Source organism: Paenibacillus kribbensis (assembly GCF_001705305.1).
GTDB lineage: Bacteria > Bacillota > Bacilli > Paenibacillales > Paenibacillaceae > Paenibacillus > Paenibacillus kribbensis_B.
The window spans coordinates 45,944-66,075 of sequence record NZ_MCBP01000007.1 but is presented as its reverse complement, the minus strand read 5'-3'; the positions used below and the strand labels follow the sequence as shown (position 1 = coordinate 66,075).

Annotated in this window: 16 protein-coding genes and 1 CRISPR repeat array; of the genes, 3 read left to right on the top strand and 13 right to left on the bottom strand. The window is 45.1% G+C overall.

Annotated features, from left to right (window positions below; genetic code table 11):
- Positions 1-91: 91 nt before the first annotated feature.
- The 5 genes from BAZ21_RS14355 to BAZ21_RS27970 all read right to left on the bottom strand — a co-directional run bounded on the left by BAZ21_RS14355 (position 92) and on the right by BAZ21_RS27970 (position 10,417).
- Positions 92-4,678 carry a fibronectin type III domain-containing protein gene (locus BAZ21_RS14355; protein ID WP_068501836.1) on the bottom strand — a complete coding sequence of 1,529 codons (4,587 nt, stop codon included), beginning with the start codon at positions 4,676-4,678 and terminating at the stop codon, positions 92-94.
- Positions 4,679-4,873: 195 nt separating this feature from the next.
- Complete coding sequence (locus BAZ21_RS14350) at positions 4,874-5,752, bottom strand: hypothetical protein (protein ID WP_068501833.1); 879 nt, start codon at positions 5,750-5,752, stop codon at positions 4,874-4,876.
- Between the two features lie 214 nt (positions 5,753-5,966).
- Positions 5,967-7,436 carry a hypothetical protein gene (locus BAZ21_RS14345; protein ID WP_068501831.1) on the bottom strand — a complete coding sequence of 490 codons (1,470 nt, stop codon included), beginning with the start codon at positions 7,434-7,436 and terminating at the stop codon, positions 5,967-5,969.
- 270 nt (positions 7,437-7,706) lie between these two features.
- Positions 7,707-9,188, bottom strand: coding sequence for a carboxypeptidase-like regulatory domain-containing protein (locus BAZ21_RS14340; protein ID WP_068501829.1), 1,482 nt, complete (start codon positions 9,186-9,188; stop codon positions 7,707-7,709).
- Between the two features lie 578 nt (positions 9,189-9,766).
- Positions 9,767-10,417 carry a hypothetical protein gene (locus BAZ21_RS27970; protein WP_084011656.1) on the bottom strand — a complete coding sequence of 217 codons (651 nt, stop codon included), beginning with the start codon at positions 10,415-10,417 and terminating at the stop codon, positions 9,767-9,769.
- A 172-nt stretch (positions 10,418-10,589) separates the two neighbouring features.
- Between BAZ21_RS27970 and BAZ21_RS14330 the strand changes: the two genes are divergently transcribed.
- On the top strand, positions 10,590-10,805 hold the full coding sequence (locus BAZ21_RS14330) for a helix-turn-helix domain-containing protein (RefSeq protein ID WP_068501826.1): 216 nt from the start codon (positions 10,590-10,592) through the stop codon (positions 10,803-10,805).
- 258 nt (positions 10,806-11,063) lie between these two features.
- Positions 11,064-11,356: direct repeats of the CRISPR family, unit length 32 nt; unit sequence ATTTCAATCCACGCTCCCATATAGGGAGCGAC.
- 199 nt (positions 11,357-11,555) lie between these two features.
- Here the strand turns inward: BAZ21_RS14330 and BAZ21_RS14325 are convergent.
- On the bottom strand, positions 11,556-12,236 hold the full coding sequence (locus BAZ21_RS14325) for a hypothetical protein (RefSeq protein ID WP_068501823.1): 681 nt from the start codon (positions 12,234-12,236) through the stop codon (positions 11,556-11,558).
- A 164-nt stretch (positions 12,237-12,400) separates the two neighbouring features.
- Between BAZ21_RS14325 and BAZ21_RS14320 the strand changes: the two genes are divergently transcribed.
- Positions 12,401-12,829, top strand: a complete 429-nt coding sequence (locus BAZ21_RS14320) for a DUF4395 domain-containing protein (RefSeq protein WP_068501821.1) — start codon at positions 12,401-12,403, stop codon at positions 12,827-12,829.
- A 21-nt stretch (positions 12,830-12,850) separates the two neighbouring features.
- Here BAZ21_RS14320 and BAZ21_RS14315 read toward each other — a convergent pair whose 3' ends face one another.
- Positions 12,851-13,198, bottom strand: coding sequence for a DUF2294 domain-containing protein (locus BAZ21_RS14315; protein WP_068501819.1), 348 nt, complete (start codon positions 13,196-13,198; stop codon positions 12,851-12,853).
- A gap of 285 nt (positions 13,199-13,483) precedes the next feature.
- On the bottom strand, positions 13,484-15,019 hold the full coding sequence (locus BAZ21_RS14310; protein ID WP_068501816.1) for a right-handed parallel beta-helix repeat-containing protein: 1,536 nt from the start codon (positions 15,017-15,019) through the stop codon (positions 13,484-13,486).
- A 112-nt stretch (positions 15,020-15,131) separates the two neighbouring features.
- On the opposite strand from BAZ21_RS14310, the gene BAZ21_RS28545 reads away from it, so the two are divergent.
- Positions 15,132-15,449, top strand: coding sequence for a hypothetical protein (locus tag BAZ21_RS28545; RefSeq protein WP_141694979.1), 318 nt, complete (start codon positions 15,132-15,134; stop codon positions 15,447-15,449).
- A 98-nt stretch (positions 15,450-15,547) separates the two neighbouring features.
- On the opposite strand, the gene BAZ21_RS14305 is transcribed toward BAZ21_RS28545, so the two are convergent.
- The 5 genes from BAZ21_RS14305 to moaA form a co-directional block, all read right to left on the bottom strand.
- Positions 15,548-16,627: a thiazole biosynthesis adenylyltransferase ThiF gene (locus tag BAZ21_RS14305; protein WP_084011654.1), complete on the bottom strand. Its 1,080-nt coding sequence runs from the start codon at positions 16,625-16,627 to the stop codon at positions 15,548-15,550.
- 92 nt (positions 16,628-16,719) lie between these two features.
- Positions 16,720-17,424: a molybdenum cofactor biosynthesis protein MoaE gene (locus BAZ21_RS14300; protein WP_068501813.1), complete on the bottom strand. Its 705-nt coding sequence runs from the start codon at positions 17,422-17,424 to the stop codon at positions 16,720-16,722.
- Positions 17,425-17,483: 59 nt separating this feature from the next.
- Positions 17,484-17,732: a molybdopterin converting factor subunit 1 gene (gene moaD / locus BAZ21_RS14295; protein WP_068501808.1), complete on the bottom strand. Its 249-nt coding sequence runs from the start codon at positions 17,730-17,732 to the stop codon at positions 17,484-17,486.
- Between the two features lie 55 nt (positions 17,733-17,787).
- Positions 17,788-18,600 (bottom strand): formate dehydrogenase accessory sulfurtransferase FdhD, encoded by an 813-nt coding sequence (fdhD, locus tag BAZ21_RS14290; protein WP_068501806.1) that lies wholly within the window; start codon positions 18,598-18,600, stop codon positions 17,788-17,790.
- Positions 18,601-18,640: 40 nt separating this feature from the next.
- Positions 18,641-19,654 (bottom strand): GTP 3',8-cyclase MoaA, encoded by a 1,014-nt coding sequence (moaA, locus tag BAZ21_RS14285; protein ID WP_068501803.1) that lies wholly within the window; start codon positions 19,652-19,654, stop codon positions 18,641-18,643.
- Positions 19,655-20,132: the final 478 nt, after the last annotated feature.

Sequence of the window (20,132 nt, the reverse complement as noted above, 5' to 3'; positions counted from 1 at the left end):
CGGTTTTGTCTCACACATGTATTGTAAACCTGTCTCAGTTATTACTTAAAACAGTCTCAGTTATATTGGTTACTCACACCCTTGATTCATTCTATTTCATTTGCAGCATATTATAAATCATCTCAGCCGCTTCCGCACGTGTGACCTCCTGTTTGGCACGGAAACTTCCATCCGGATACCCTTGTACTAAATTAATTTCGGTTAGACCAAGAACATCCTTTCTGGCCCACTCCACAATTTGAGAGGTATCTGAGTATACGCTGCTTTCATGTTGTGGTGTAGCCTTGATAACGTTATTCACCATTTTAGCCGCCTGCTCGCGATTTATGACCCGATCCGGGCCAAATTCTCTGTCGCTAAACCCGCGAGCGACCTGATCTTTAATCGCCGTTTTGAGTAACTCAACATACCACGCTGATGGATTGATATCCTCGAAGCCTAAAGTCACATCCGTTTCGAGCGGTAATTTCAGAGAACGGACAAGCATCGAAGTGAATTCCATACGTGTTACAGGTCTGTTCGGCTCAAAAAACGTGTGGGTCGTCCCTTTCACTACACCCAAATCAGCAAGTGCATTGATTTTCTCTCTATTAAATACCCGATCAATGTCAGTAAAATGATTGGACTTCGTCTCAACTGACGGGGCTTGAATGAACTTTGTTTCTATCTGCTCCTTCACAACAGGCTGAATCGGTTTTGCAACCCCCGCACCTCCTGCTCCGCCACCTGTGTCCACAGGATTCCCCGTAGTTTGACCGGTCACCTGCTTTGCCTCTGTACGTTTTCCTTGACTGTTTTCTGCCCAGAGCTGAACTGTATACAACTGCTTCTCTCTGAGCTGTCTCCAGATAAAGCTTCGATCATTGCCACGGTATAGTTCTGTTCCTTCCTCACTAGTGAGCACGAAAATATCATTTTTATGCTCTGACTCCCAATGGATGATAAACTCATTATTCGTCGTTTCCGTTTTCGACAATTTGAAATCTGGAGACGGCAGCGTTTCTACTTCAGCTTCTGTCGGCTTACCTTCACCACTCGTGTTAGCCGGGTTGACGGTAATACGATACACTGTAGAACTGTCTAATCCGTCTATTTTAAACTCATGATGGTCCGTATGACCGATAAGTACCCCATTTTGGTATACATTGTAAGCGTCTGCGCCTGGAGCTTCTTTCCACGTAACAACCAGATTCGTATCTGTTACGTCTTTCACAATTAACCTGTTGTCTGGTATTTCATCTGGCAACGCACGATACCTAAAGGGAGCTATGTCACCTGCACCGCTCGTATTCATTGCTTGAATGCCAAACGAGTAAATCATACCGGGCTGGATACCTGAAAGCTTAATATGGGCATCTCTGGTGTCTAAGACTTTACCCGTATCTCTGCGGATTACAGCATATTGATAAGCGCTCTTAGCTTCATCCCAGCTCAGCGAAATCTGGCCATTCCCGTGTTCTGTAACTTTGACATTTTGCACCTGAGGCGGAAGCGTCAGCAGTTCACCCCACGCTGGCTGACTGAAACCACTACTATTACCGCTGCTCACTTGAAAATTATAGTTTTCCCCACCTTCTAATCCAGATACAGCTACAAATGGCTCGGTGCTGTAATAATCTTGATCGTTGATCGTTACCTTATATTGAGTTGCTCCATCAACCGGGTCCCATTTCAATGTGGCCTCATGCTCCCCAACATCTACTGCTGCAAGCTGTACTGCCGAAACAGGTAGTGTCAATCCATTGATAGTCGCATCTTCACCTATACCACTCCGATTGTAGGCCCGAATTCGAATACTTGCAGACCTCCCCGCTGGCAAGCCCTCAAAAGTATAAGAATGGATACCCCGGGGAACCCGCATATTCGGTTCATCGTTCACGTTCAAAATGTAACCGTCAGCCCCCTGCACATCTTGCCACGCTACACCGACGGAATATACATCCTTCGTCACGCTCGCCAGCGTAGTTACCTGAGCCGGTAATGTGATGACTCCCAGATGAGCATAATCTCCGAATCCGGTTGTATTTTCAGCCGAAATGCGATAAGCATACTCTGTTCCCGCCTGAAGGTCGGTATCTGTGAATTCCGTATACACATCATGATAAACTGATACGTTGTCTCGTTCTAAGGCGTAGTATGTGGCTGTGACTACATCATTCCATTTCAATTCGGCTCCATCTTCTCTTACAGTTACATTTTGGAATCCGGCTGGATTGTCTGGCAGGCTCAAAAAAGATACATGCTTTGCCGCACCCTCTCCAGTGTCATTTATAGCTGATACAGAGACATCATAATATTTACCAGGTTTCATACCCGTAATTGGATTATAAACATCCTGTGTAACCGTATCCCTAAATATGACTTCTCCCGTACTTACGTCCGTTGCTATCATATTGTATTTGTTAGCAGATGCAACTGGGGTAAAGTCGGCTATGATTTCTGCTGGATGATGGGAGACAGCTTTTAACCGGATATGATCAGGCGCATTAGGCAGCGTTAAAATACGGACTCGATTGGAATATGCATTGCCTCCTACATGATTACTGGAACGCACTTCATATTCGTATTGCTGCCCTCCTTGCAGCCCTTTATTTGTAAACGAATTTGTCGGATGCGCAACTTCCCAAACCTCTTGGGTTGTTAGATTACGGATGGTATAGACGTAGCCATCATTAAAGCCGGATGGAAGAGTCCATTGCAAATCGGCCTCAGAGTTTCGTATGGATGTCACTGAGAGCACAACCGGCTCGGGCTGCTTTTGAATGCGAAGTACACCGCTGACCGTTTGATAAATGTTACCCGTACGGTCCTTGACCTTGGCATGAACATACCATTCACCTTCATTTGAAAGATTCAATCGGATTGCCGAATCGGCTGCTGTATCCCAATTTTCGGGTGAATCAGGACTGTTTGTGACTCTATACTGCATTGTTACTGGTTCGATCCCCGAATGCTGGTCGGTATATCGAATCTCCACATCAATACTCGAATCCTTCCATTCACGCGAATTCGGCGTCAGTTGGATCTTCGGGGGTTCCAAATCAATATAAGACGTTTCAGACACCGGATCACTTCGATTTCCAGCTGCATCTACAGCTTGAGCAGTCACTTTTACGATACCGGAGCGATTTAATATTCCCGATGACCCAGGCACATAGCCGCCAAAACCCCATTGATATTCATAATGTACTGCAGTAATATCCGTCGCACCTGATAAAGCAAATTGCACTGGCTTATTGGTATATCGGGTCGGCATCGTTACCTCGGAAAATGTAATTTCTGGAGGCGTTGGCTTGGTTCGATCTATCATGACCGATTGAGTCGCGATTGGACTAGGTACGTCAAGGTTATTGATTGTCCGTGCTGATAATTCGTAATTCCCTTCAGCAGTTAATGTAAAAGCGCCAAAATATGTCTGCCACTCCCCTGCCGGACTCAGGCGATACTGTGTCATCTTAATTCCGTTTGCAGGATCACTTCCTGAATCAATGGCAATATTCACATCATGGGTCGTTGGACCCGCCTCACTAGCCCGGATGACTGGAGCAGTCGGCCCCTTTTTATCAATGATGACTTCTTTGCTTACTTCTTGGCTCATATTACCAACGCTGTCTATAGACCGTGCATAAATCGTGCTTTTGCCGTCTTTATTTACATGAAACACTCCACCATAGTCTTGCCAATCCTGATTGACAACACCCGTCATACGAAATTGAGTATGAGCCAGTCCAGAATAATCGTCTGTTCCCGGCTGCAATGAAATGGCATAGTCATTACTGTTTCCCGTTGCGCCGATGATAGGTGGAGTTGGCGGCATCTTGTCTATTCGTACCTTCCCGGAGGAAAGGCCGCTGTATTGGTTATTTACGTCCACTGTCCGGGCATAGATCGTATTTACGCCATGGTCATATACGGTAAAGGATCCTGTATATGGCTGGAATGCTCCTCCATTCAGGCTATATTCATAGTATTTTAGCCCTTCAGGCGCCACGTCCCCGTTAATCCAAACGGTTACAGGTTCTTTGGTCCAGCCTGTAATCGATTGCCCCTCTGCACCTGCATGAATCCGGGGCGGTGTAGGCATCAGGTCCGATTTGGGAATGAGACGGATGCCAAACCTGGATATTTCATTACTTGTCTGCTGATTGTACCCCATGGCTCTAAAATACCGAATATCTCTTAATGTAATAGAGTCAGTAATCTCTACCCATTTTCCTTGATAAAAGCTATCGGCATAGAATTTTGTTACATTAGTCCATGTATATAAATTCGTCCCGTCAGGTCTCCAGCTGCTCCCCGCTGCAGCATTAGATGCATATATTTCTGTATGATAAGACCCTTCAATGTAAACAAAAATCCTATAATCAGCAGTCTGAATAGACCTTCCAATATCAACAAAACGATTGGTTGGCTGCACACTGCCATCACATTTGTATCTTGCCGAACCCATGCCACTGTAGACTTCCGTTGCTCCTACCCCGCTTCCTGACGGAGAGCCCCAACTGTCGCCCCCACCCGGCAAATTGTTTTGGCAAAAAGGACCGCCGATGATCTCTTGGGTAGCGGCTGATACCCTTTCAGGAAATATGGGAATCATCGTTAACAGGAGTAGTAAAGCCAAAAATCCATATACCCACTTGCTATACTTCCTTACCTTTCGCTTATTTTTTCGATACATACACTTCTCCTTACTTTATTTTATTTTCAAAGAGCTTTACAGACTCGCTTCGGCTAAAATAGAAAAAGCACCTCAAACGAAGGCGTTAATGCCCAAGTTTGAGGTGCTTCCTCTAGATCACGAGTATGTTTTGAAGCTATTATACTTTGTTCCAGGCAGGATGTAAACAGAAGTGTAAAAATTATTTAAAAGGTTTTAATCTACCTGAACACCCAAGTTTCGAAAAAATCCTCGCATATTCTGCATGTAAGAATCCTGAGTAGCGGAAGCTCCCTTAAGTAGAGTTTGCATACTGTTCATAAATGCGGAAGCCGAAGTTGTATCAGCTTTGTCAAACCGATTCTTCAACTGTGTGTTATTTAACAGCTCTTCAGTCTGTCCCGTACGTTCCTTGTATTTGTTAATCCAATCGGGGTTTTGAGGGACCTTTTGCGCAAAGCTTAACAGTTGGCTCAGTCCATTGCCTCCACCTTTAATGTCATTCATGAATGCGGCATATTGTTGAGGATCCGCCTGCTTCATCACTTCCGACAGTTTGACGTAATCCTCAGGAGCACCTAACGGGCGATCTGTTGGAGTCGTGTAGCTAATATCTCCGGTCTCTGAATCAATGGATCGTGTCAAAGCAATTCCAGCTATCTGGTTCATGGTTTCCAGAAATTCTTTGGCCTTATCGCCTTCCATGTAATGATCTGCAATATACTTGGATTGGGAAACTCCCATCTCCAGCAGCACTGCTCGCTGATTCTCATCCGTTACCGTCCCGTCGACAATAAAATTGGATTGAATCATATTGTACACTGCATTGGACACTTCTTCTGGTTGACCTTCCAAAACCCGGTTTAATGAATCATTAATCTGTGTTGTACCAAAATACTTGGCAGCATGTGACACAATAGCTCCTTCCGCCAGTTGTCTACCAGTCTCACTAATCTCCACAGTGTCTTGGACAACCACTCTAGAGAGTTTTTCTTCATGCAACTGGGGGGATGAGACTTGCTTAGTTGTCGGATTTATCCGTAAGCTACTAGAGTTAAGAACTGCTTGTTGTGCTCTAAGAGGCCCAAAATTCATCCTATTTCCTCCTGTCATGTTTGTAACAGGCAATCTAAGGCGTATGTATAGTGTAATGTGACCCTGTTTGTATATATATCGGACAAAGCATATATGGAATGAATATATGCTTTGTCCCAAAAATGAACAAATATTGAAAAAAAGCTACCTTGGCTTCAAATATAAAATATTCAAGTAACAAGTTACTGTGGTGATTTCTTTATGAGTCCACCCATCACCCGCCATAAATACTATAGGCAAAGTGATATACAATATCTGTGTCTATAATCGAAGTACCTGACACTTGAGCAGCTACCCCTGAAAGATCATAGTAGTGTGTAAAACTGATGGCTCCAGGCAGGTATTCCGCAATACTTCCAGTTGAAGATGGCAGGGAAAGGGTTACACTAAAGGCTCCATTCTGATCCGTATAAGCAGTGCCTGTACGAGTGCGATTTCCGCTGCTTTCAGTCCAGTTCTGGTTCAACCAGGTTACATCCACTGGCGCATTTGCCACTGCATAACCGTCAGTTGTCCTAACAACACCTTTCACGGTAAGATTACTGCGTTGATTAACCCGATAATGACGACCATATGAGTAGCTCGGATAATCATTAGGACCATTGCTGGAATCATAGCCGATAATTTCAATTTTTCCAGCTCGAAGCACCGGTTTGAGTGTAAGTGTATATAAATGGTCGGGTGAATACTGCTTGGTTGTGTATACTCGTACATAGTAGGTTCCTGTATTCAAAGACACATTGTGATTCGTTTGGGACAGAAGCACCATTCGGTTGTCGGAAAGGGCTCCGTAAACTTCTGCTTTGTATCCATAGCTTTCAGAGGTGCTATCCAGCTTTACATTTAATGCATCATAATTACGATTAGCAGGAATTGTGATTTGATACCAGTCGTTATCAATGCCTGAGTGAATAGAACGGGAATTAAGCGATGATCCACCCGTACTAAAGGTAAAATTATAGGCATGAAAAGCACTCTCATCCGGCTCATAGGCATCATATTGGGAGCTTACATCCACTGTTAAATAGAAAGGATCATTGATGCTGGTTCCCTTTTTAGCATGGACAGCAATCGCATATGCCTTTTCGTATCCGGCAGCGTTGCGGGTTCCTACGTTTTCAGGAAGTGATGCAGCCCCCTGGTCATAATTGTTAAAATAAGTACCATAGGTGGAGGCGTCAATGGCATTAGGATTAATATCACCTGTGGTCATATCAAATTCATATAAGTATAAGTCATAATCAAGCTGTGCTGAAAATGGACCATCCAACTGAGCCTGCAACAGTTCACCAGGTTGCAAATAGATTGGATATAAAAACTGTAAGCCTCCCTCTTGCGTAATCGTACCGGAATACGTAGCAGAGGAAGCTGTGGCTAATGCGGCCATTGGGCTTGCTTTCAGCGAAGAAACGGTCTCCTTTTTCAATGAGGTTGTCTCTGGTGTCTTGAAGTTGAGATTTTCCTGCAATACATAAACCGAAGACGTAACGCTGTCTGGCTTGTCTACCCGAGTTAAATACTTAATTACGTCTCCATTTCCAGTTGTTAGCTGAACATCGGACTTCGCTTTGATCGCTTGATCCGGTGCAGCCTCTGTGCTTTGACTCGCATTCGCAGTCATCCCGAAAGCAAACAAAAGCATCGTGCTTAACATAACTGCAATAGCCTTTTTGAACCTCTTCATACTGAAATCCCCTCTCAAATGGTTTAGGAATTCCTGCTATTCCCCGGATATACCAGGGTGATTTCTAGGCTGTATGGCTCTATCATAAAACAACATTGGTTCTATTGGAATATATTATGCAAAAAATTTTCTATTTGTAATCTATGAAAACAAGACTATTTGCTTAGCCTTGATGAAAAAACATGAAGAGCCGCCTCTTAAAAATGGAAAGCCTCAGCAAACCATTCAAAAAAAGCGGCTCTTATGAATTAAACTACATTAAAATAGGTGTTAATTTCTCAAGCTGTAAGCAAAAAGATACACAATATCCGTTGTACTAATCGAAGTTCCATCGACCTGAGCTGCTACTCCAGTAAGATCAAAATAATGTGTGGAGCCGATTGCACTTATATATTCCACATTTTTTCCTGTTGATGGCGGAAGTGCAAGAGTCACACTGAAATTTCCGTTATCATCTGTATACGTTGAAGCCGTTCTCGTACGATTACCACTGCCCTCGGTCCAGTTCTTATCCAGCCAAACGACAGTGACAGGAGCATTGGGAACCAGCTGTCCATCCGTTGTTTTAACAACACCATTCACGATTAGATTACTGTTTCCATTAATACGATAGTGCCGGCCGTAAGAATACGTTGGATAATCATAATACCCATTGGAGTTATAGCCGGTAATTTCGATTTTACCAGCCCGAAGCACTGGTTTGATTGCTAGTGTATACAAATGGTCAGCTGAATACTGACTTGTGCTGTACACTCGTACATAGTAGGTTCCTGTATTTAGGGTAACATTATGATTGGTTTGTGGTAGAAGCACCATTTGGTTGCCTGTGAGGGCTGCATATACTTCCGCTTTGTACCCATAGCCTTCCGAGATGCTATCCAGCTTTACATTTAATGCATCATAATTACGGCTTGCCGGTACTGTAACCTGATACCAATCGTTATCTATACCGGAATGGATGGTGCGGAAGTTAATTGAGGAGCCTTTGTCGTTAACAGTAAAATTATAAGCATGAAAGGCACTGTCATCCGGCTCATAGGCATCATAGTTGGAGCTTACGGCTACAGTTAAATAGAAAGGGTCATTAATGCTAGATCCCTTCTTGGCATGGACTGCAATCGCATAAGCCTTTGCAGAGCCTGTTTTATTGCGAGCTCCTACGTTTTCGGGAAGGGACGCAGCTCCTTGTTCATAATTGTTAACATAAGTTCCGTAATTGGAGACGTCTATTGGATTTGAATTAATATCACCTGTCGTCATATCAAACTCATATAGGTATAAGTCATAGTCAAGTTGTGCTGAGAACGGACCATCCAACTGAGCCTGCAACAATTCACCCGACTGCAAATAGATCGGATATAAAAACTGTGTGCCTCCCTCTTCTGTAATCGTACCGGAATATGTAGCCGTGGACGCAGTTGCTACGGCCGTTACGGTTTTAGCTGATGCAGACTTTGAACTAGCTTTGAGCGAAGGGGTAACTCTCTTTTTCAACTCAGATTTCTGCGGTGTCGCCAAGTTGATATTTTCTGTAATGGTATACACCGAATCTGTGATACTTTCAGGCTTGTCCGCACGCGTTAATTGTTTTATAACACTTTCTTTATCCGTTGTTAGCTGTACACTGGAAGCCGCTTGAATCGCTTGATCCGTCTTCCCCTCTGTGCCCGCACTCGCGTTCGCCGTCATCCCGAATGAAAGCAGGAGCATTGAGCTTAATGTAACTGAAATCACTTTTCTGAATCTTTTCATTCTGAAATCTCCTCTCAAATGTGTTAAAAAATTCAGCTATTAAATAAACGCAGGAAAATTCTAGGATGTATAACTCTATCATAAATTAATTCTGGTTCTAATGGAAGATACTTCTTCAAATTTTTTTATTACTTGAGTTATCATCACGGAAGAAGTCTCTCTTTTTCTGTCTATAAAAACACAACGAAAAAGGCTCCCTTGATTTAAAAGGAAGCCAGCTTAAATTAGATTTGTATCTACACTTAGCGAAAACGTCGTACTCCCTTAAGTGGAGTAACAACGTTAAGCAGTCGTAAAATCTTCAATTGCTCGCGATTTTAATCCGCCGCACTCATATAGAGTGCGACTCCAAGTGACGTCAAAACGTACACCCTCAGCCCGGAAATTTCAATCCACGCACTCATATAGAGTGCGACTTACTGACCGGGAGTATATAGTGGTCGCTAATAATATTTCAATCCACGCACTCATATAGAGTGCGACTTAACCTCCACAGCCCTCACATCCTTTGCAGGAGACTAGCCAACTACCCACCCAAGCCATTTTGTCGTCAGCGTAGCAACTACACTTATGGATTGTTATGTACGGGCATACATTTCCTCTTCTACTCTTTCAATCGCTTGAATTAGCGTCATAAAAGGATCTTCCTGCTTATACTGAATGGCCTGCTTGCCTGTACCGCCAGCATCACACCATTCCCAGTACATATGTACATCTACGGATTCAAGAAAATATACAGATAAGGCCTCAACCGGATTCATAGCATACATAGCCATAAAGGTTTCATTCGAGAGTTGCTCATAACGTAGGTATTCGTCTTTCATCTGGCAGAGCAGACTCCAGATTGCCTGTTCATTCACATTAATGATACAACGGATAAACGCATTGCGTCTTTCAACGGTATTCAGTATGATTTGCATAGCATGACGAATCTGTACAGCTTCCGGACTGATTTTGAGCAGGTGAATTAAATCATTAGTGGTTAGATTCGGGTTCCAGGGGGCTGGTTCAATAATCCGTGTCCATGCATCGTTATGCCCTCTTTCAAAAACCTGAATCGCGTCCGAAACATCGACACCGATGGTTTGCCATTTTCGATTGAGCGCATCCACAATATGATAGTAGTGCAGCTCCGATGCTTCCTGCTCTCCCTTTTCCTGCTCCCACACGGGATTCATGCGTACAATGTCCTTGATCGCTTGCACATTCGCTTTCAGTTTTTCAGTCATAGGTATCATCCTCCATTGAAATTCTGGTAAAATGGCAATAGCAAAGCTAAGGGTATGTTGGATACATCCCTTTGGAAAGATATCATATTCGCATTAGCGAATAAACTGTATATGCATTATATTATTCGCATAAATGAATAATGTCAATGAGTTTTTAGGAGGTTTCTTTTTCTTGCTAAAATTAAATATAAGGCTTAAAGAAGTGTTAAAAGAGCGAAATATGACGCAAATGCAACTTTCGGAAAAATCTGGGGTTAACCAAGCAAGAATTTCACAGCTTTGTAAAAATGGGAGACAAGAAGTAAACTTGCTTATGCTTGAAAAGATCGCTCATGCTCTGGAGATCAAAGACATTTCCGTGTTAATGCAGTTTGAAGAAAAAGAATAGCGTGGTTTGTGCATGTTAGCGTGGGAAGACATTAAGGAGTCTGATTCCAAAACGGATTTCTTTTTTGTGTTCCACTTTTTAAAATGGTGGCCCGAACAGTTCCACATCTATAAAAATGTTAGTTCATTATGAACCTATTTCCGTTTTACAACCAGCACAAGAAGGCTTGCCAAGTGTTAAGGCAAACCTTTTTGTGTATTTCAATGAAAAATGAGGAACGTCATAGCTGTGCTGTATGTGTGGTATGAGAAATACGTGCTTTCAATTCACGCTCCTACATAAGGAGCGACAGCGCATACAGGAAATACACAAAGTAAAGATTTCAATCCACGCTCCCATATAGGGAGCGACCTTGTCCTGGGAATCAGGATCATTCCACTTGAAACATTTCAATCCACGCTCCCATATAGGGAGCGACATTACGCGAATAGCCCTTTGATACGGTGAGCGATATTTCAATCCACGCTCCCATATAGGGAGCGACGTGTACCATCATGGAGGGAAACAAGCGGTTTCGACATTTCAATCCACGCTCCCATATAGGGAGCGACTGCACACGTTACAAAGCCTTACCTAGCAAGGCTTTGTAAACGCTTTTTCGCGAATGTCTTTTCAACTCACCAATAAATGTTAAAAATCACACCCCAAAATCGCTGAATCCCTTATCTGGCGCGGGGTGCGAATGTTCCGGGGATTTCATGTGCACTTGGGGTTCGCACTCAAAGCCTATGGAACCCATGCCTTGTACTGTCATAAATTCTTTTTCAATTCCTGATCCTTTTGCTGCTCACTCAAATGCTGTAGTTCCTTGCTGTCATACACTAGACTCAGGCGGGGCTCGAAATTATCACCTTGTAAATCAAGCAAAATTTCTGTATCTTCTGTCTCCCATGCTGCCTGATAATGTAATTGGCCTGTCGCTACAGCCATTCCCCATTGGCTTGGCGTGTCTTTGTATAAATCTCCCTTCCAAAGGGTATCATCACTGCTAGGCTTGCCGTATTTCTCCGTTAGGCTCTTTTTTAAGTCATTATAATTCTCAATATATTCATTTTTATTGGTATGTTTTTCGGTCACTACGTAAGCTGCACGAACCAATTGATCATCCACAAATAAGTACATAAGTCCGCTTTCAAGTCCCAAGATCTTGGAATAATAGGCCACTGACTCATGATCTTCTTCCTCAACTTTCATATCTTCAGATGCCTTTACTTGTTCTTTACTCATCCCCCAACCTACGTTACGAAATGAAATTTTACCTTGATATCCATTATTTTCAGTCGCTACCGTCTCATGTACAGATGAACTGGCAGAGCCTCCTGATGCATTTGAACTTGTAGCACTCTCTGTACTCGTGGTACCGCTCTTGGAAGTAGTACAACCCGATAGAACGATTCCTGCTACAAATAACCATAAAAATATCTTTTTCATAAACTGACCCCTTTACCGAATATATACCAAAACTCTACCATGTCTTTGGTAATGGGTCTATAGTAATAATCAAACAAACCATTTTTCAGCTATCTATTCCCTCACTATTAGGTTATAATAATTTTAACTATTTATTTTATTCCGATAAGAAAAGGATGATATATATGAGTCAAGCTGCAGCCTCGATTCCACGTCCTTTAGTCAGAGTTAACCAGTGGGTGATTGTGCTGTCTGTAGTTTTCACCTGGATTACAGGAGTACACTGGGTGCTGGCTATTCCGCTTGTAGCGGGGTTGCTCGGCGTGCTTTTTAACTTCAATCCGGTGATGCGGATAGCTAAGCTATTTTTGAGGAAAAGCCCTTCCTTGTATATACAAGAAGACCGGGGACAGCAAAGGTTTAATCAACTCCTGGCCGTCTTTTTCCTGCTGGTGGCTTGGATAGGATTTATATTCCAGTGGAGCATTGTTGCTTATGTGTTCTCGGCGATGGTGCTGGTAGCAGCAGCAGTTGCGATTCTAGGTTTTTGTATCGGATGCTTTATTCTCTACCAGTGGTCCCAATATCAATATCGAAGAAAAAATCATGTATAAAAAATCAGCTTCACCCTCGCCCTATTTCGCCGTTATATTATTCTCAAACACAAAAACGGAGATGGCTATATCTTCTTCCACTTTAATATCTGAAAAGAGGTGCAGTAGCCGGGAATCCATATAATCCTCCAGTTCTTTATTGAACTGCGTGGGATATATTTTTTGCACCATTTTGGTTCGGGCTGCATGTACCATCTCTTCCCCTGATTTTTCTTGTGCCAGAAACTTTTCGGATGGGGTTAAATTGCCATACAGCATGGTGATGGCCATATTATTTACAAAGGTCGTATGTATGCGTTCCGGGCCTTTCCCAAACAGCTCCTTACGTACTTTTCGAATAATTTCGTTAAAACCCGTTTCCTTTCTCATATCGCACCGCTCTCCTAAAATCTACTAAAATCTCTGTTACTATTTCCATCATAACCGATTCCTTTCATATAAAACAGAGAGCAAGCGAAAGTGATTTTTGGAACATACTTTGTTGCCTACTTTCGATATTCCAGGAAGTCATTGTTACCTTGTTTAATCATACGATTACTCAACAAATCTCTAAACTTTTTATTTTTTGATTCTATACAAGGAATATTGTAAAAACGTACAAACAGTGCGCACCGCATAGTATCGGTACGCACTGTTTTTCATTGAATATGAGGCTTATTCGTAGGCGCCGATGTTCACAGCAGCTCCCTGTACTCTAGGCTTCCCGTCAATATCCAGCGTTCCGATGATGGCACGGTCCGTGTTCCCGGCATCGATCGCCGGTGACGAAGACTGCAAATGGAAGTCGCCGTTCGCGGCATTCACGAATTTAGGATCGGCAAACAGAGAATGCGCATCGTTGCCGGTTCCCGATTTGTACGCGGAGAATCCCGTATATTCTTTATTTTTCCAGATCCAGTTGACTTCCGAGCTGCCACCCGGAGCGAAATATAAATTATAATCCACAACATTGCCGGAATTTTTGGTGTATTCATTGTAGATCAACACATCCGTGGAGCTGGCCACGAAAATATTGTTCTTGATCACGTTGTTTTGCGTATCGTACTGAATGAAAAGCTGGCCGCTTCCACCACCAAACGTATCGTTCTTGTACAGCGTATTGTTCACGATCTTGCAGTTTACCGTTGAGCCGCGCTCATCATCGTAACCGCCCATGGCGATGCCGGTCAGCCGGTTGTTATATATCACGTTGCTGCGGACCGTAATATTGCTGGTGGCTTTGCCGACATGCTCGGAGGCAATTTCGATGCCGATGTCGTTGTTGTAGCTGTAGTTCTGCTCGATAATGCTGTCCTTGCCGCCATCCACATAAATGCCGCCAGCCGAGTTGTCGTCTTGCTTGTAAGACGGGTTATTATTGGAAGAATTATTGTATACCCGGTTCCCCTTCACCAACCCGTTTCGCGCCTGATCGTAAGCGGTATTCGGAGCGGTTCCCTCAAAGCCGATCAGATCGATCCCGATGTTGTCATTATTGTGAATGAGGTTGTCGGTCACCGCAAAGCCATCCACGTTGCCGTTTAAAACGAGCGATTCGCTGGAGCCTAGCACGAGATTGTACAGCTCATTGCCGCTGATCGTAAGGTCGTGAATCGAAGCCGGAGCTTTCGTGCCATAAACAGCGATGCCGTGGGCGTCCCGGCCCAGCCGATCTTTGCCGGTCGGGGTGACCGTGTTTTTGATGTCATGGATTTTGTTGTTGGACAGATTAATGAAGCCGCCCGAACCGTGGACATAAATACCTACAGGCACCGCGTTCTTGGAAGCAGTGGTAAAATTGCGAATTTCAAACCCCTGAACGGTAACGTAATCGACATCGGCCAGTTCGATCAGCCCTTCAGTCCCGCTGACCGAAAGTCCAGTGCCGTCAATGATGGCGGTCTCCGTCCCATAGTTAGTGAACACAATGGGACCCTGCGAAGCGGAGCCGGAGCGGGTAATCTTCAACTTCTGATTGTACACGCCGCCCCGGACGTAAACCGTGCTGCCCACAGGAGCCACGTCGGCCGCGTGCTGCAGCGTCTTCCACGGCGCGTCGCTCGTTCCGGCGTTGGAGTCGCTGCCGCTCGTGGCCACATAATATTCTGTACTGGCCGCGGAGGCGGAGGGGGGCTGCACATTTCCGGCCGCCAGACCAAGCCCCAAAACCATGACTAAACCTATCAGAAAAATTCCCCTGAATTTCTTCATAATTCCTCATCCCCCTTTGTTTGGTCTTGAAAATTATACCACAAATTCACTGAGCCTGTCCCGCTTGCAAACGGAGGACGGCCTCACGGTCGGCAGGCTCCCGGTGCCTCCAATGCCAAGCGTCGACAGCGAATCGCAGGCATGGAGAATCGCAGCAGTTCCTCGCTGCGCCGGCCTGCCTGCGATTTCCCTGGCCGCCGGTGATCTGATGCTCCATGCCGATCGCTACCGTCCTATGCTGACGGGTACCCTGGGACGGCGGTGTTGCCACATGAAATCCTCGACCTCGCCCACTGAACACAAAGACTTTATTTTCTCAAGACAAATAAAACGCAGCCTGCCTTATCGGCAGACTGCGTATGTTCCATACTCCAAAGGACTGATCCTTCACCAGTCGATTCGAAAGCATAAGCATAATAAAAGAGAATAAAATGATGGCTGTCAGCGATTCTTTGGAATACTGTCCGGCAGGAACGCTAGCAGGCTCCCCTGTCCTATATATTCCGGAATGAGATGACGAAAATGGGGTCAACCCAAATATTTGTGGTAAACAGATCTCGCCTCGGCGATGTTCTTCGTGCCATGAATTAAGACACGTCCATCCTGAAAAAGAACGAGTCGGTGCGTCCCGATAACGACGGATACCAAGTAGGGATTATGCTCCACCTTGCCCCCCTGACGGGATAACAGGCGCGCCGCTTCATTCAGATCACGTACAGCGCCCGGTGCCGGGCGGATTTGAACCGTATCGCGCCCGCACAGGACAGCCGTTTTAGCCTGATGCTCTGATTGTAAAAAAGGATACACCGGATGCTCACCACACGTTGGGCAATCGACCTTCTTCATGGCGTTTATATGGATCGCCTGATGCTGATTGTTCCACAGATCAAAGGAAATCAGCTTGCTCTGCAAGGCTGAATCGTCCCCGGTGAGCAGCTTCAATGCCTCGGCGCTTTGGTAAGCCGCCACCATCTGAACAGCAGGGCTAATCACACCAACCGTGTCACAGGTCGCCCCGCCGAGCGGTACCGTTCCGAGCAGGCAGTGCAGACACGGTGTCTGCCCCGGCACGATGGTAAAGGTTGTCCCATAGCTGCCCACACACGCCCCGTAAATCCAGGGGATTCGGTGCTTGACGGCGTAATCGTTAATCAGCAGGCGTGTATCGAAGTTGTCGGTGGCATCTACAATGAGGTCCACCCCTGCTGCGATATCGTCGATTTCCTCCAGTGATACATCCCGGACTAACGCACGGATGTCCACGTCCGAATTGATTTGCTGCAATCGCTTCTGTGCGGCCACCGCCTTGGGCATTTGATCACGGGCATCTGCTTCGTCATAGAGCTGCTGGCGTTGCAGATTGCTCCAATCTACATAATCACGGTCTACCAGCGTCAGCCGTCCAATGCCCGCTCGCACCAGCATGTCCGCATTGGCCGTACCCAGGGCGCCGGCACCCACCATCAGCACGTGCTTACTGCGAATATGTTGCTGGCCAGCCGTTCCAATTTTTGAGAATAATTCCTGTCTGGAATAACGGGCATGAGACACATGTGTATGTGCTTGTGCATCAGCATCCGTTTTCTGGTCCTTGTTTATTTCTGACATCGTGATTTACGCCCCCATACCTCTTGTCCATTGATAGCTACAAGTTGATCAGACAAGCTGAAAGTCCAGATATACTCGCTCTCATTCGGAAGCTATTGGGTATTATGAGGGTTCCAGCCACCCAATTGGTGTCCCTTCCACTCTGAGCCGTCCTCCCACACTTCCTTTTTCCAAATCGGTACGATTTGCTTTAACCGTTCAATGGCATGACGGCTGGCTTCATAGCATATATCGCGGTGCGCAGCAGAAACAGCAATCACGACACTCGTCTCTCCAATCCTCACCGTGCCGAGCCGATGTGTCATTGCAGTACGTGTAGACGGCCAGCGCTCTGCAATTTCGTCACCAATTTGCTTCATTGTATTCATCGCCATCGGGACATACGCTTCATATTCAAGCAGCACGGTTCGCTGACCTTGCGTATATTCCCGAGTCGTTCCACTAAAGGTCAGCGAGGCTCCATGAGAAGGGTCATGCACCTTGGAGGCTACCTCATTGGCATCAATCGGGTCGTATGTGATTGCGAATAATCCACATGTTGAAACAACCGTTTCCATGCCGGGTGCCGATTGAAGAAGAGCGACTGCATCAGATGGAAGCACAAGCTCATCTGGAGAAGCCAGCCTTTTATGATGGGTAAAAAAAGAACCTTGCAGCAGTGAAGCCATCTCCGGGTATTGCTCATTCAGTCTTTTTCGAATGTCTGCAATGGTCACCCTTTCCTCTGAAAGCTCCACCGTGATTGCATCACCAAGCTGCTCCGCCATAGCCGCGGATAGTTGAATTCGGTACTGCATATGCATCTGACCCCTTTTTTGCACCTATTCTATCGAATGTAAACAGCCTGTAAGAATATCTACCCTCCAGAAACCGGGGGAATGATCGCAATCTCGTCATGTATACTGATTAGCTCCTCCGGGGCGACGTAAGCTTGATTTCTGGCAACAAAAGCGCTTTGCAGTTGGGCGGCTGCCTCAGGAAAACGCTCAGACAACAAGCTTTTTAATGCGATAACGGTCATCGTTTCCTGCTCAGTAGACACCGTGATCATAGGCCCACCCATCTGTTCCGCAAGGCCAGCAAATACTTGAATATGATATTTCATTTCACATGTTCCCCCCTTTCAGGTACAATGACTGTGTATATTGAGGATTTTTATATTATATTTTAGATTCAACCATTTCATCAATCCGTCCAGAATGCGTATACACATTCAAAGAATGACCTCGTATAAAGCCGACTGTGGTAATCCCCAGATCCTCGGCCAATTCAAGCGCAAGCTCCGTAGGAGCTGATTTGGACAAAACAACTTCACAGCCAATCTTCGCGACCTTCAACAAAATTTCAGATGAAATACGCCCGCTGAATACAATGATCTTATCGTGTAATACAATATCATTTTTCAGACAATGCCCATAAATTTTATCCAGCGCATTGTGGCGGCCTATATCCATTCTCGACAGGATGATCCCGTTTTTGTTGCACAGCGCGGCATTATGAACGCCGCCGGTCTCCAGAAACGTATGTGCCGAGCTTTGCATTAAATTCATTAGGCGGAAGCAATCGTCACAAGTCAGCGTTACATGGATGTCATTCATTCTTTTGGCCGTTTTGGCATCATTCACAAAGTAGAAGCCCTGTCTGCTCTTCCCGCAGCAGGAGGTAATATACCGTTTGGAATGAAAGTTTTGATAAAACTCGTTCATCCGACGGGTTTTGATATGAACAAAACCTTCTTTTTCCTGAACCCACAGATCTTCGATATCATCGTACCGTTGAATGACGCCTTCAGAGGCCAAAAAGCCTACTGCCATATCCTCCACATACTCCGGTGTACAAACCATGGTAGCAAATTCCTGCTGATTGATTTTGATGGTTACCGGGTGCTCCGTCACCACAATATCCTCCAAATGCTTGATTTGACCATCTCGATAAGACAAAATCTCGCGCTTTATCTCAGCTGGCTTTTCCATGTGCTCAACTCCCTTGTTTCTGGCAGGCTGGCTCTTCGGTTCACCCGCCGATGTGTGACATTTCAATTTTGGACGACGCTTGCTTTGTATGGGTCAGCCGTTCCTCCGAATAGCGGTCGGTACGCCCACTCCAAACACGTTCAATGTAAGCTCTAATCTCATCATCGGACTGTTCGGAACGCAGCATCGTGCGAAGCTCGTACCCTTGAGAGGCAAACAGGCACGTGTACAAGGAGCCTTCAGCAGAAATTCTCGCCCTCGTACATGTGGAGCAGAAGGCGTCCGTAACCGACGAAATAATGCCGATTTCCCCGTCTCTGTCCTGATACTTATAGCGTGTCGCCACCTCACCTGTGTACTGGGGCGGGACGGGCTCCAGCGGCATCTGCTCATGAATGGTTTGGAGGATCTGCTGCTTGGAAACGACCTGATCCAATTTCCAGCCATTGGTGTTGCCTACATCCATAAACTCAACAAAACGCAAAATATGCTTTTTCCTTTGAAAATAATCGGCCATAGGCACAATATCCTGATCGTTGAAGCCCTTTTGCACGACCATGTTTATTTTTACCTGCATCCCCGCCTGAGCTGCAGCATCAATACCATCCAGCACAGCCTTTACAGTGCTTTTTCCCCCGTTCATTCGGCGGAATCGATCATCATCAAGTGAATCCAGACTGACCGTCACTCGCCTCAGTCCTGCCTCTCGCAGTGCCACAGCATATTTAGGCAAAAATACCCCGTTCGTCGTCATTGCAACATCCTTGACTCCTTCAAGCCCCGTTAACGAATGAATGAGCGAAGGTAAGTCCTTTCTCAGCAACGGCTCACCGCCAGTAATGCGCAGCTTCGTAACGCCAAGCGAGACAAAAATACGGGATAGGCGTGTAATTTCCTTAAAGGTCAATATTTTTTCTTTTGGCAAAAACGGATAGTCATGCCCAAAGATTTCTTCCGGCATACAATACCGACACCGAAAATTACATCGGTCTATAACGGATATCCTCAAGTCCCGCAACGGACGTTTCCTTTGATCGTCGCTCCGGTTTGCCATTACGTTCACCTCAATCTGTCATCGTTATAGACTTCTACAACGGTGCCTTCATTCCAGAAATCTGGGCAACAGCGACCAAGCACCCTTCGCCTACGCAGCCGCGCCTCATGCATGCCTTGATTTTAGCTTGCTCTATAGCCAAAAAACCGACATCGCAACAACTTCTTCGCCTCTGGAAATCGAAGAATCTGCTAAATGCCGGTTAATTTATCTACATCAGGATTTCACAAATCCTTACATCATATGATATAGAAAAATCAAACTAACAAGCGCTGCGACAAATAAAATATACGCGCTTCCCCACGTACACTCCATTCACGAATGCACTGCAATAGTTTTACATTTCTATTGTTAGCAATCCTCGAACGTTTGTCAATGCTTTTTCAATTTCTCAAACGATAATCATTATCAATGGAAGGCTTTGAAAAATCCTGATATAAAAATTTTAATATACACTGTTGAACTATCTTAAATTTTA